We start from the raw sequence: 14,288 nt of genomic DNA on the forward strand, positions 1-14,288 counted from the left end.
TGTTGAAACAAGCCGCGGACGGCGATGGAGGGTGAGTACCCGTCCACGTCGTTTGCGGTTTTTTTGTCGAAAAGGGATTGAAGAATAGGAGGATATACAATGAAACTTGGAATTTTAGCCCATACTTACGGCAAACGACCTACTGCTGAACTTGCGAAAAAAATAGCGGAAGAAGGATTTACTTCGGTTCAGTTAGCCTTACCGAAAGCGATTGGCGATATCGATTGTTCACCCGAAAAATTAAGCCCGGGTCTTGCCAATCATATCGGTGAAGCGTTCGATCGCGAAGGCGTGCGTATCGCGATTCTTGGTTGTTATATCGATCCCGTACATCCTGATCCCGATATCCGCCGCGCCGAGATCAATCGGTTCAAAGCCCATCTGCGTGTCGCTCGCGATTTCGGTTGCGGGATGGTGGGGACAGAGACAGGTTCGTTCCTGACCTATGCCGAATCGCATCCATCGAATTATATCGAGCATGGATGGAGCGTACTGCGCGAAACGGTATCTGAACTTGCCGAAGAAGCCGAAAGATGGGGCATTAAGCTCGCTATTGAACCCGTAGCCGGTCACACTTTGAATTCGCTAGAGTTGGTTCGACGATTGATGGAAGAAGTTCCTTCTTCGACAGTCGGTTTACTATTCGACGCATGTAATCTATTGAACCAAGAGCGCTTGCCGAAGCAAGACGAGATGATGCGCGAAGCTTTCGAGACGCTTGCGGATCGTATGGTGCTGATCCATGCCAAAGATCTGGAGTTCGGCGAAGGCGGCTTTTTCGTTGGCGACGGTCTTCCTCGTCTGGACCGGGCGATTGGCGAAGGATTACTCAATAAAAACTTGCTTTACAGTCTGCTCAAAACGTATAAGCCGCATATCGATATTTCTCTTGAAGGCGTAACCGCCGACCAAGCGAAGTCTTCCGCAGACCGTTTGCGTCAATTGTATGCGAACGCTTAGAGGTTTATACGCTTATTTGCCTTGATCGTCGGGTAATGGAAGATATATCCACGATCGTATGAAAAGGGGCGAATCCAACAATGAGCAATCACGAACACCATTCGGAATCATCTCCGGTTGCACTGGTGACCGGGGGCGTACAAGGGCTAGGTCGCGGTATTTCGCATGTGCTGGCGCAAAAAGGATATCGAATCGCGTTAACGTATCATTCCAGTTCGGATGATGTCGAAGAGATGACCAAGGAAATTAAGCATATTTACGGTGCTGAACCTTTTGCGATCCAAAGCGATCTGACACAGCCCGGCGAGCCGGAGCGCGTGGCAAAAGAAGTATTGGCACACTTCGGTAAGATTGATTTACTTGTGAATAATGCCGGGCAAAGTACGATGAAGCCACTGGTTGAGCTTGAAGAGGAAGAGATCAGTTGGATGATCGATCTGGATTACAAAGCACCGATTTTACTTTCTAAATTCGTTGCAAAGTCGATGATCGAACGTAACATCAAAGGCAATATTCAATTTATTACGTCCTCGCGTGGCGAACGTGCTTATCCTGGGGATAGTATCTATGGCGGTATGAAAGCGGCATTGATCCGCTCTTGCGGTTCGCTCGCGTTAGAGTGGGCGCCGCACGGAATTCGAACCAATTGCATAGCGCCCGGTGCTACGGTCAACAATCTGGATCAAGACGCAAATACGGAACCTTTGGGTCGGAAAATCCCGCTGGGTCGTCTTGGCACGCCTTCGGATATAGGGGAAGCCGTCGCTTGGCTTGCTTCCGATCATGCCGCGTATATTACAGGGATCAACTTGCGGATCGACGGAGGTTTGATTCTTCCCGGTATGCCGGAAGATCCTTCACTCGAAGCCGGATATGGCTGGGGCATGGTGTATCCAGAGCAGCATGACTGAGACTTGCTTGATTACGCTTCATTCCCTATTCCACTGGATACGGACTCGTTTCGTTGATGGTCCACAAGTAAAGCTTTCGCCCAAGGCGAAAGCTTTTTTACTACGTTTTATTTATATTCGACTATTCATATCGGATATTCAAAATAATTCTTTTCATTCCTCACAATCTGTGTCAGAATAGAGCAAAGTTTATCCTCAAATCATTGCCTAGTTTGGAATTCAGCGCGGCATGTCCACAACCAGAGCTTATGTCACTCACAGGATGCCGTTCTATGATATCACCGGCTGCACAGTCGGAATCTTAGGAGGAATACGATATGACAGAAGAAAGAAAGCTTGCTTTTGAGACCCTTGCTATTCATGCTGGACAAGAGATTGACCCGGTTACGGGCGCTCGCGCGGTTCCTTTGTATCAGACGACTTCTTACGGATTCCGGGATACGGATCATGCCGCTAATCTGTTTGGGTTAAAAGAATTCGGCAATATCTATACGCGTCTGATGAACCCGACTAGCGATGTATTTGAACAACGAATCGCAGCGCTTGAAGGCGGAGCCGCGGCACTTGCGACGGCATCCGGTCAAGCGGCAATCACCTTTTCGCTACTGAATATTGCTGGAGCAGGCGACGAGATCGTGTCTTCGGCAAGTCTGTATGGCGGTACATATAATTTATTTGCAGTGACGTTACCTAAGCTTGGGATCAAAGTTCATTTTGTCGATTCCAGCGATCCCGAAAACTTCCGTAAAGCCATAAACGAAAATACAAAAGCCGTATACGCGGAAACGATCGGTAATCCACGCGGCGACGTGCTGGATATTCAAGCCGTTGCGGATATCGCGCATGAACATAACGTGCCGTTGATCGTAGATAACACGTTCCCAAGCCCTTATTTACTGCGTCCTATAGAACATGGCGCGGATATCGTCGTCCATTCGGCAACCAAATTTATCGGCGGTCACGGCACTTCGATCGGCGGCGTTATTGTGGATGCAGGGAAATTCGATTGGGCAGCCAGCGGCCGTTTCCCGGGGCTGACAGAGCCGGATCCTAGTTATCACGGTCTGGTCTATACCGAAGCGCTCGGTCCGATTGCTTACATTATCAAAGCGCGCGTTCAATTGATGCGTGACCTCGGAGCGTCGATCTCGCCGTTTAACTCGTGGATGCTGCTGCAAGGATTAGAGACATTGCATTTACGGATGGAACGCCATAGCCAAAATGCGCTTGCCGTTGCACAGTTTTTGGAAAGTCATGATCAGGTCGAGTGGGTTAATTATTCCGGTCTATCCAGCCATCCTTCGTACGAATTAGCGCAAAAGTATTTGCCGAAAGGGCAAGGCGCGATTTTGACATTCGGTATCAAAGGCGGCATCGAAGCAGGCAAAAAGCTGATCGAAAATGTTCAATTGTTCTCGCATTTGGCGAATGTCGGAGACTCGAAAAGCTTGATTATCCATCCGGCAAGCACGACGCACCAACAGCTGGGCGAGCAAGAACAAGTCGCTTCCGGCGTGCTGCCAGGTATGGTTCGTTTATCGATCGGAACCGAATCAATTGACGATATTTTGCACGATTTGAGTCAAGCGATTGCGAAAGCTACCGGAAATTGAGCGAAATTTAGTGCAGCTTGATCGACTTGCTGTCTTAAAAAAGTCTGTTTTCCCGATAGGGAAGGCAGGCTTTTTGCTGTATCCATATTCATGAAATCTTCATTTTAATAGTAAGAAATTCAACTTGACACAATCTATTGTAAGCGCCATAATGAGAACTACATTGTAATCATTATAAAATAGGAATCGTTGAGAAAGAGGAGGCATCATTGATGTATAAATCAATCATTATCGGTACCGGACCTGCTGGGCTAACCGCTGCGATCTACCTTGCACGCGCTAATATGAGCCCTTTGGTTATCGAAGGACCGCAGCCGGGTGGACAGTTAACCACAACGACTGAAGTTGAAAATTTCCCAGGTTTCCCTGAAGGTATCATGGGCCCTGAGTTAATGGATAATATGCGTAAACAAGCCGAGCGTTTTGGTGCGGAGTTCCGTACAGGTTGGGTAGAAAACGTGGATATGTCCCAGCGTCCGTTCAAACTGCATGTAGACGGCATGGGCGAACTGGTAACGGAAACCCTGATCATTTCTACAGGCGCAAGCGCGAAGTATCTCGGTATTCCGGGCGAAGAAGAAAATGTCGGTATGGGCGTCAGCACTTGCGCGACTTGTGACGGATTCTTTTTCCGTGGCAAAGAAATCATCGTGGTCGGCGGCGGCGATTCCGCGCTCGAAGAAGCGAATTTCTTGACCCGTTTCGCGACAAAAGTAACGTTGGTACACCGTAGAGGCGAACTGCGTGCTTCGAAAATCATGCAAGACCGTGCACGCCAAAATCCGAAAATCGAATGGGCTTTGGATCGTACACCGCTTGAAGTCGTAAAAGGCGACAACGGACTGAAAGGTCTGTTGGTACGCAATAACGAAACGGGCGAAGATGTGCTGCTTGAAGCAAGCGGCGTATTCGTGGCGATCGGTCACCACCCGAATACCGGCTTCTTGAACGGACAAGTGACAACAGACGAGAACGGCTATATCGTGGTTACGCCAGGTACAAGCGAAACGAATATTCCAGGCGTATTTGCTTGCGGCGACGTACAAGATACACGTTATCGCCAAGCGATCACAGCAGCAGGCAGCGGTTGTTCCGCAGCGATGGACGCCGAGCGCTTTATCGAAAGTCTGGAATTTGCCGAAGCGATTGCGGAAGCTACCGTTTAATTTTTTAAAAACGAGTCCGATTACAGATCGGTTTTGTATCTGCTAGTCGGACAAGCTATAATAAAGAAAATAGGTTTCCAATAACCAAAAAAGGTGGAGAGATCAAGATGACAACAGCAATCGTCTACACAAGCACAAACTGCCCGCACTGCAAACAAGTGAAAGGTTATTTGGATGGCAAAGGAGTCGCTTACGAAGAACGTAATATCGAACAAAGCGACGATTTTGCACAACAAGTATGGGATATGGGTCTTCGCGCTGTACCTGTAACCGTAATTGGCGAAGCGAAAATCGTAGGCATGAACAAACTGCAACTTGAAAAAGCGTTAAACGCTTAAGTTAGACATAGATAAAAAGGCGAGCCTTAACGGCTTCGCCTTTTTTGATGTTCGTTTTTATACCGACACACGCACACGTCCCAAAAATTGAGCGACTGCCAAATGGGCAGCGCCTAATACCGCAGACCGGCTGCCGAGTTCCGAGAAAGAAATCGAGAGTTCGCGGCGATGGTAAGGAAGCGCCCGCTTGGCAATGGTTGCTAGCATCTTCGGTTCGATCCAGGCTTTCGCTTCCGTCAGCGGCCCTCCGACCACGATCTTTTGCGGGTTGAATCCATTCACGAGATTGGTGACGCCGATGCCGAGTCTACGCCCGATTTCTTCGTACATTTCGAGAGTCGAGGCATCTCCGACTTTCGCTTGTTCAACTCTTTCCGCCGTGGTGAGAGCAGGGAGAGACGTGTACGAATACGCACGTTCCGACGCATACAATTCCCAACATCCTTGATTGCCGCAACTACATAACCGTCCGTCGCTTTCGATCGACATATGCCCGGTTTCGCCTGCATAGCCCCAAGCTCCTTTATACAATTGCCCGTCGATGATCATCCCCGAGCCAATGCCCATCCCAGCGCTGACATAGACCAGATGCCGTACATGTCTCCCGGCTCCGTATTCCCGTTCCCCGGCTGCGCCTGCGTTAGCTTCATTGTCGATCACGACAGGAACGTTGTACTTCTCTTCAATCCGTGATTTCAGATCGACGCCTTCCCAATTCAGGTTGGGCGCATACAAAATCAGCCCAGACTCGTCCACCATCCCCGGCACACCGATCCCGATCCCAACGATTCCGTGCGTCGTCTGCGGCGCAGCATCGATCAGCGGTTGAATGACTTTGCCAATCACTTCAAACACCGCATCTTCATCAAGCTGACCAAGCGGCAGAACATGCTCTTGCAGAATAGTGCCTTTCAAATCCGTCAAAATGGCTTTTACCCGCGTGACACTAAGCTCGACCCCGATCACACATCCAGCCGATCCGTTAAAAAGCAACATCAGCGGTTTACGCCCACCGCTGGATTCCCCTAATCCCGTTTCTTCAACCAAATTCTGCTCGATTAACTCCAAAGTTAGATTCGACACCGTCGCTTTATTCAACCCTGTCTTTTCCGACACATCGGTTCGAGAAAGCGGCCCTTTACGCCGAATTGTATCCAATACAATCGATTTATTTAACTTTTTAACGAGCGCTTGATCTCCCGTGATTCGCATCTTTTTTCCTCCATCCGTACCTTGACCGTTTCTTTATCTTATTCGCTAACCTGTCTATTCGTCTATTTTTATCTTTTATGTAGAGTTATTATAGGTTTTTATTTTGAAAGTTTCCCGGTTACTGCTACAGCATTCACCTGTAGCCAGTAACCCAATCTTTTAATGTTTTGCCCTTCTAATCTTTTAATCTTTTGATCTTCTAATCTTTTGATTGTATTGTCCCGAAAAGGAAGGGACAACATCATTCCCGCCCTTCCTCGCCCCTCGCCCCGCGGTCGCTGGGAGAGATGTGTGCGGTAGAAGCGACTTTTGGCTTTCCCGTAGGGAAAACAACCCGAGCGCCTAACGCACACATCTTTCCCCACTGCACAACCCCCGCAAAACTTAGTTTAACCAATAGACAAAGTTTTTCCAATATGCTAGGATATCCATGTAAACGATTTCTTGAACATTATGAGGAGGCATTTCTTACATGGCTTATTTCGAAAATATCGGTAAAGTGGCTTACGAAGGCAGTCAGTCGCAAAATCCATTCGCTTTTAAATTTTATAATCCTGACGAAATCGTAGCTGGCAAAAAAATGTCCGAGCATCTGAAATTCTCGATGGCATATTGGCATACATTGACGGCAGAAGGTAACGATCCGTTCGGCGCAACAACGGCGATTCGTCCGTGGCATTCGTATACAGGTATGGATCTGGCAAAAGCTCGCGTTGAAGCTGGATTTGAATTTATGGATAAAATGAGTCTGGACTACTTCTGTTTCCACGATATCGACGTAACGCCAGAAGGATCTTCGCTCAAAGAGTTTTTCGCGAATATCGACACCATCGTGGAATTGATCGAATCGCATATGAAATCGACCGGTAAAAAACTGCTATGGAACACGGCAAACATGTTCACGAATCCGCGCTTCGTACACGGCGCTGCATCCACTAACAATGCAGACGTATACGCACACGCAGCGGCTCAAATCAAAAAAGGTCTGGAAGTCGGCAAGCGTCTTGGCGGTGAAAACTATGTCTTCTGGGGCGGGCGCGAAGGGTACATGTCTCTTCTGAACACCGACATGAAACTGGAGCAAGACAATATCGCTCGTATGTTCCATATGGCGGTTGATTACGCCAAAGAAATCGGCTTCGACGCTCAATTCCTGATCGAACCGAAACCAAAAGAGCCAACCAAGCACCAATACGACTTCGACGCGGCAACTTCGATCGCATTCTTGCAAAAATACGAGTTGGATAAACATTTCAAACTCAACTTGGAAGCGAACCATGCGACACTTGCCGGTCATACGTTTGAACACGAGCTGCGCGTCGCTCGAATCAACGGCATGCTCGGTTCCCTGGATGCCAACCAAGGCGATATGCTGCTCGGTTGGGATACGGATGAATTCCCGGTTAACGTCTACGACGCTACACTGACATTGTATGAAGTCCTGCAAAACGGCGGTCTGGGCAAAGGCGGCATCAACTTCGATGCGAAAGTTCGCCGCGATTCTTTCGAAGCGGACGATCTGTTCTTGGGTCATATCGCGGGTATGGATACGTATGCCAAAGGTCTGAAAGTTGCAGCTAAACTGATCGAAGATCGCGCGTTCGAAAAAGTGATCGAAGAACGTTATAGCAGCTTCTCCGAAGGCATCGGCGCTGACGTCGTAGCCGGCAAAACGACATTGGCTTCGCTCGCAGAGTACGCGCTGAACAACGAGACGCCTCGCGCGAATAAGTCTGGTCGCCAAGAACATCTTCAGTCTATTCTTAATCAATATATTTATGGATAAAGACTCTTCTACCCCTTCGGGCAAGAAGAATCTTGCATCCCGCGCCAAGCGATAAAAGATGAAGGAATCTTCTACCCCTCCGGGCAAGAAGAATCCTGCATCCCGCGCCAAGCGTTAAGCATTTAAAAACTTTTTTGCTTAGCTCCAAGCGCTATTTCTTACGCGCATCCCGCACCAATATTCGGACGGCTTCCCGCAAGCTCCCTTCGGGGAAGGGGAGCCGTCCTTTTATATGTTCCCTACCTAAAGGAGGCAAATCATGAGTTATGTGATCGGAATCGACCTCGGTACGAGTGCCGTCAAGTCGGTACTCGTTGACCGCACAGGCACAGTCGTGTACGAAGAATCGGAAGAATATCCGCTGTATCAGCCAAAACCCGGCTATAGCGAACAAGAAGCTGAAGATTGGGTCGAGAAAACGATTCTTTCATTGAATAAGTTATTGTCCGCTTCGGGCGTTCAGCCGCAAGAAATCGAAGGCATTAGCTTTTCCGGGCAGATGCACGGGCTTGTGCTCGTCGGTGAAGACGGTCGCGCGCTGCGCCGCGCAATCTTGTGGAACGATACGCGGACAACGCCGCAATGCCGTAAGATCGAGCAAGTACTCGGCGATCAGTTGCTTCAAGTCGCCCGTAACCGTGCGTTAGAAGGCTTTACTTTGCCGAAAATCTTGTGGGTACAAGAACACGAACCGGAGCTATTCCAGCAAGCTTCGCTGTTCTTGCTTCCTAAAGACTATGTGCGTCTGCGCCTAACCGGCAATGCCGCAATGGATTATTCCGATGCCGCAGGAACATTGCTGCTGGATGTGGGCGGCAAAAAATGGAGCGAAGAGATCGGCGCGGCTTTCGATCTCAAGCCATCCCTGTTCCCAACGCTCGTCGAATCATTCGACGATACCGGAGCGCTATTGCCGGAGATGCAAGCAGCGACGGGGCTGACCGAGCGTACGCGCATCTACGCAGGCGGCGCGGATAATGCTTGCGGCGCGATCGGCGCCGGCATTTTGAACGAAGGGCAGACGATGTGCAGTATCGGCACGTCCGGCGTAGTCTTGTCGTATGAGACGCGCCGCAATCTCGATTTCAAAGGCAAAGTCCACTTTTTCAATCATAGCGAAAAAGATGCTTTCTATATTATGGGCGTGACCCTTGCGGCAGGGTACAGCATGCAGTGGTTCCGCGAGACATTCGGCGGCGGAGCTTCGTTCGAACAACTGCTGACGGGAATCGATCGAATATCGCCGGGAGCGAACGGACTGTTATTCACGCCGTATATCGTCGGCGAACGGACGCCGTACCCGGATGCGGATATTCGCGGCAGCTTTATTGGCATCGACGCAAGCCACAAATTGCCGCATTTCGCCAGAGCGGTAATGGAAGGCATCACGTTCTCGCTTCGCGAATCGATTGATATTCTTCGCGCGTCAGGCAAGACGGTAGACAAAGTGATTTCGATCGGCGGCGGAGCGAAAAACGCGGAATGGCTGCAAATGCAAGCGGATATTTTCGGTGCAACGATCGTCAAATTGCAAAACGAACAAGGACCGGCGATGGGTGCCGCGATCTTGGCGGCTTACGGAAGCGGCTGGTTCAATAGTCTACAAGATTGCGCGCGCGAATTTATTCACGAAGCGAAAACGTACACCCCGGATGCAGCTAAAACCGAAATTTATAATCAATTGTTTGACGTGTATCGCGATGTCTACGGACAGACCGCGGAGCTGAATCGCAAGTTAGCTGCGCTTCGCGGCGGCGAGCCATCCTAAATCCACGTATATTCGATGTCGGAAAGTCGATTTCCCGAGTGGGGGGAATCGGCTTTTTGCCGTGCACATGCTCAAAAGAACTCCAAACCGCGATATAGTTGCTTTTTCAGAAGAGACGTTCATAATAAAGGAGGGGCTTTTTATCATTTTTGACGAACCTTTTCGTATAAAAGTTACAATTTCATCGCGGTTATGCCGATATACAAAGCAGAAACTTTCGTCAATAAAGGGGAGAAGGCAGGCACATGAAAGGTACAGCAGGTAAGCAATTAGTAAAGGTAGGAACTGTATTCGCACTGATGACGGGAGCGACGGTTAGCGGGTTTCAGCCGTGGGCAACATCTTCGGTTAACGCGGCGACTGTCTCACAGACCCAATCTCAAAAACAACTTCAAGCGCAACTGTATGAAGCATTATCCGCTCGCAAAGACAATGTGAAATTGACGTATCCCGGCGGGATCAATGAATTGAAAAAAAATATCGAACCTGCACTCGATGCGGCGATTGCTCAAGATCCTTATATTCATTACATCATGAAAGGCTACGCTTATTCGCTGCAAGGCACGCAAGTTTCTTCGACCGCGACCGTTAAGTTGACGTACCGGGAAACGGCGGAGCAAAGTGCTTATGTGCATCAGCAAGTCGCAGCCGCGCTTCAAAAGATTATTACGAAAGACATGAACGATCATATGAAAGTCAAAGCGATCCATGATTGGGTCGTACGCACGCTTCAATATGATACAACGTTGTCGAAATTCACCGCTTACGAAGGTCTGAAGACCGGAAGCACAGTATGCCAAGGTTACGCGTTATTGACTTACGATATGTTGACTCAAGCAGGTTTCGAATCCAATATCGTAGAAGGTTATGTGAAAAACGAAGCGCATGCGTGGAATATGGTGAAGCTTGACGGCAAATGGTATCAGATCGATACGACGTGGGATGATCCTTTGCCAGATCGGGGCGACCGCGTTTCAACGTCTTATTATTTGCTGACTGATGCGCAGCTGAAAGAAGATCATCGCTGGAAAACAGCCAATTATCCAAATGCGGTTACGCCATATGACCAAACGTTGAACGCATTGATCGCAAAAGGCGTAAGTGGTGCCAAAGAATTGCGAGCAACGCTAGGATATACGTCTTCGTCCAGTACAATTGTATCGACAGCAGGTGTGCTTCAAAATCTGGTACAAAAAGCGGCGGCAGATGGAGAAAGCAGTTTAACGTTTAAGTATAAAGGAACAAAAAATAAGCTGAAAAAAGATTTGTTAACGCTCTACAACTACGGCGTTTCCCCAACCGGGTATACAAGCAAATCGTTAAGCGGCGCAAACAATTGGCAAGTCACTTTATATTGGAAGTCTTAAATTGATGCAAAAAAAGAGCCTTCGCCGGAGATCCGGAATCGAAAGGCTCTTTTTATCGATGTTTTTATTAATGAAGCTTATAGATCATTTCGACCGCTTACATCGCATTGATCCAATGGAACAACTTTTGTTTTTTTCGCATATTTATAACCGAACCATAAGATGAAGAATAACGGTACGCTGAGATAAGTCGCGATCAACCCGAGCCAATCGACCGTTCCGTTTTCAATCGTAGACAAACTTTGCCCGACAATGACGAACAGACATAGCGCAAAAGCAAACAGCGGTCCGAATGGGAACCAACGAGCGCGGTAAGGCAATTCGCTGACATCATGCCCTTGCTTCACAAAAGCACGACGGAATCGGTAATGACTGATTGCAATCCCGACCCAGGTAATAAACCCGCACATGCCCGAAGCATTCAACAGCCATGTGTACACGACGCCATCTCCGAAAAACGAAGCGAGGAAAGCGAGCATGCCGATCGCCGCTGTCACGATTAGCGCATAGATCGGTACGCCGCCGCGTGTGAGCTTGGCAAGGAACTTCGGCGCTTTGCCTTCGACAGCCAGCGCATAAAGCATCCGAGTCGAGGCATACATGCCGGAATTGCCCGCAGATAAAACCGACGTTAAGATGATCGCGTTCATAACGGCTGCCGCAAAAGCAAACCCGGCACGTTCAAACACGAGAGTGAAAGGGCTCGTTCCGATCTGATCCAGATCGCTGCTCAGCAAGTTCGGATCGGTATACGGAATCAGAAGCCCAATCACGAAAATCGCCAAAATGTAAAAGATCAAAATCCGCCAGAACACTTGCTTGATCGCGCGAGGGACGTTACGCTTCGGATCTTCACTTTCACCCGCGGCAACCCCGATCAGTTCGGTTCCTTGGAACGAAAATCCCGCAGCCATAAATACACCCAAGAAAGCGAAAAATCCTCCGTTAAAAGGAGCCGAAGCCACGGTAAAGTTACTGAAGCCGACCGATTGACCGCCCATCAGACCGAAAATCATCGCGACGCCGACCACTAAGAAAATAATAACCGTAACAATTTTAATCAGCGCAAACCAATATTCGGCTTCACCGTAAGCACGAACCGATAACGCGTTTAGTAAAAATAAAATGCCGAGGAATAACACGCTCCACAAAAAAGAAGAACTTTCCGGGAACCAATATTTGATAATCAATGTTGCGGCAGCAAGTTCCGCTGCAATCGTGACTGCCCAGTTGTACCAATAATTCCAGCCCATCGCGAAGCCGAAAGCAGGATCGACATAACGGCCGGCATAAGCGCTAAACGAACCCGGTTCGGGTGAGTGGGTCGCGAGTTCTCCAAGACTGGTCATTAAAAAGTAAACCATGATCCCAACAGCCGCGTAGGCGAGTAAGGCACCTCCGGGACCCGCGCTTGAGATCGCGCCGCCGCTTGCGAGGAACAGCCCCGTTCCGATCGCGCCGCCCAGCGCAATCATGGTCATATGTCTGGCTTTCAACCCTTTTTTTAGTTGGGTGTTGCTTGATGTTGAATCTTGCACGTTCATGATGATTCGACTCTCCTCGTATAATGGGGTGGCACGAAAAGAAGCGCATAGCAAAAAGCCGACAGACACGGGTCCGCCGGCATGGCAAAATCCGCATCGCAAACGCGCTTCGTTTCGTGAAGATAGCTCAACATCTACCGCAAAGCAGATGACAGTTTCGTTTCTTTCGAAAACGAACCCAACATCGATTTCAAGTCAGAAAAATCGACGTTTCGGCGGGTGCGCCTTTCCAAACCGGGATCATCGACGCTCTGCCGCGTCTCCACCGGTGTACTGATCGCCACCGCAACCTCTACCTCATCACCGATTCGATCTCGGATGCGATGAGGGAAAACTATAAATAATAACAAAAAGCCCTGCAATCCGCAGGGCGAATAACTTTCACAGTATACGGGATTGCTCTCTCGGGAGCAACCCCATATTCTGCAATTGAAGACGGCGCGAGTTTTAGATCGACTCTGCCGGGTTCTGACGACTTTTCGCCATCTGCTGCCAGATGGTACCTGCCGCTTCTTCGCCGGAGTCGATACGCTCCAGCGCCATACGCGCTTGAAGACCCACTTCGAATTCGGGATCATTCGAAGCTTTTTCAAGAGCTTCTTTGGCATCGTCGGTGCCAAGCTCGTACAAGAAACGAGCCGCGCGCCAGCGTACAATTTTGCTATTGTCGGTGAGCGATTCCAGCATCACTTGCGTAGCTGCCGGATCTCCGATATCCGATAGCGTGTCGCCGGCCGTTCGGCGCACAGCCGGCGAAGCGTCTTTCATCGCGCGGAACAGAAGCTGCATTGCTTCCGGCGTTTTCAAATCGCCGAGGTATACGACAGCGAGGCGGCGAATTTGCATTTTCTCGTCGCCAAGCGCCTGTTCGATCAGCGAAATATTGCCTTCGCTGACTTCCATCGCTTCCAAAGCCGAGTAGCGTAGACGCCAGTCTTCGCTGCGAAGCGCTTCTTCGACTTCGGCTTGCGACCACTCCAAGCGCTGCTCGACAAATTCATCCGCTTTGGCGCCGTGCGCGATCGCTTGCTCGATGACGCGTTTCAGACGTTCTTGCGGAAACGCCGCTTCGAGTTCTTGTTCGACTTCGCGCGCAATGTCGGGAAGATCGCCGTAGCGAACACCGTAATCGGTCAATTTGCGTTCTTTGATCATCGTTGCGCTTGCGACTTCGGTTACCGCGTCAACGAATCGTTCCGAAAGACCGATCCGTTCTTCGGTTAGACCGGATTTTACGCGGATCTGCATCGGAATGCCGCGGAAAAATTGAACGAATACTTGCGCTTCGCCGAAATGCCCCGCTGCATCTTCAATATCGGAATCAATCGGCTGATCGAAGCGATTGCCGAAAATTTCTTGGACATCGGACAAGATCGCGGACCAATCGGCGCCGCCTTTACGATCGATTGCCATAAAGTCTGACGTATGGAATACGCTTTTGACACCTTCGATATGCAATAAGCGCGCGATAACGGGCGGTGCGGAGCGTTCATTATCGAGTGTATATGTTTTGCGAACCCCGTTTTCCAGCGTTTCGTCCAGATGAAGTTTCATTGTATTCGGGCTGGGCGTCGGTTCGATCAATTTGATGTTCATGAGTCATCCAAGCCTCCTTTGTTCACT

Annotated in this window: 11 protein-coding genes and 1 riboswitch; of the genes, 8 read left to right on the forward strand and 3 right to left on the reverse strand. The window is 49.4% G+C overall.

Going from position 1 to position 14,288, the window contains the following annotated elements:
* Positions 1-99: 99 nt before the first annotated feature.
* The 5 genes from NOM90_RS17710 (at position 100) to NOM90_RS17730 (ending at position 4,988) form a co-directional block, all read left to right on the forward strand.
* The gene (locus tag NOM90_RS17710; RefSeq protein WP_255943894.1) at positions 100-960 is read left to right on the forward strand and encodes a sugar phosphate isomerase/epimerase family protein; all 861 of its coding nucleotides are present in this window, start codon (positions 100-102) and stop codon (positions 958-960) included.
* Between the two features lie 80 nt (positions 961-1,040).
* Complete coding sequence (locus tag NOM90_RS17715) at positions 1,041-1,871, forward strand: SDR family NAD(P)-dependent oxidoreductase (protein ID WP_255943895.1); 831 nt, start codon at positions 1,041-1,043, stop codon at positions 1,869-1,871.
* A gap of 317 nt (positions 1,872-2,188) precedes the next feature.
* Positions 2,189-3,484, forward strand: a complete 1,296-nt coding sequence (locus tag NOM90_RS17720; RefSeq protein ID WP_255943897.1) for a homocysteine synthase — start codon at positions 2,189-2,191, stop codon at positions 3,482-3,484.
* Positions 3,485-3,696: 212 nt separating this feature from the next.
* Entirely contained in the window at positions 3,697-4,650 is a 954-nt protein-coding gene (trxB, locus tag NOM90_RS17725; protein ID WP_255943899.1) for a thioredoxin-disulfide reductase, read from the forward strand.
* Between the two features lie 107 nt (positions 4,651-4,757).
* On the forward strand, positions 4,758-4,988 hold the full coding sequence (locus NOM90_RS17730; RefSeq protein WP_037291402.1) for a glutaredoxin family protein: 231 nt from the start codon (positions 4,758-4,760) through the stop codon (positions 4,986-4,988).
* Between the two features lie 57 nt (positions 4,989-5,045).
* Here the strand turns inward: NOM90_RS17730 and NOM90_RS17735 are convergent, their stop codons facing one another.
* On the reverse strand, positions 5,046-6,200 hold the full coding sequence (locus NOM90_RS17735) for an ROK family transcriptional regulator (protein WP_255943902.1): 1,155 nt from the start codon (positions 6,198-6,200) through the stop codon (positions 5,046-5,048).
* Positions 6,201-6,672: 472 nt separating this feature from the next.
* On the opposite strand from NOM90_RS17735, the gene xylA reads away from it, so the two are divergent.
* The 3 genes from xylA to NOM90_RS17750 all read left to right on the forward strand — a co-directional run bounded on the left by xylA (position 6,673) and on the right by NOM90_RS17750 (position 11,121).
* Complete coding sequence (gene xylA / locus NOM90_RS17740) at positions 6,673-7,986, forward strand: xylose isomerase (RefSeq protein WP_255943904.1); 1,314 nt, start codon at positions 6,673-6,675, stop codon at positions 7,984-7,986.
* 259 nt (positions 7,987-8,245) lie between these two features.
* Entirely contained in the window at positions 8,246-9,754 is a 1,509-nt protein-coding gene (gene xylB / locus NOM90_RS17745) for a xylulokinase (RefSeq protein WP_255943905.1), read from the forward strand.
* 245 nt (positions 9,755-9,999) lie between these two features.
* Positions 10,000-11,121, forward strand: a complete 1,122-nt coding sequence (locus NOM90_RS17750) for a transglutaminase domain-containing protein (RefSeq protein WP_255943907.1) — start codon at positions 10,000-10,002, stop codon at positions 11,119-11,121.
* 77 nt (positions 11,122-11,198) lie between these two features.
* Here the strand turns inward: NOM90_RS17750 and NOM90_RS17755 are convergent, their stop codons facing one another.
* Complete coding sequence (locus NOM90_RS17755; RefSeq protein ID WP_255943909.1) at positions 11,199-12,665, reverse strand: amino acid permease; 1,467 nt, start codon at positions 12,663-12,665, stop codon at positions 11,199-11,201.
* A gap of 115 nt (positions 12,666-12,780) precedes the next feature.
* A riboswitch (Lysine riboswitch) is annotated at positions 12,781-12,968 on the reverse strand.
* 144 nt (positions 12,969-13,112) lie between these two features.
* Positions 13,113-14,261: a conserved virulence factor C family protein gene (locus NOM90_RS17760; protein WP_255943910.1), complete on the reverse strand. Its 1,149-nt coding sequence runs from the start codon at positions 14,259-14,261 to the stop codon at positions 13,113-13,115.
* Positions 14,262-14,288: the final 27 nt, after the last annotated feature.

Origin of the sequence: Saccharibacillus sp. JS10 (genome assembly GCF_024436065.1) — a bacterium.
Classification (GTDB): domain Bacteria; phylum Bacillota; class Bacilli; order Paenibacillales; family Paenibacillaceae; genus Saccharibacillus.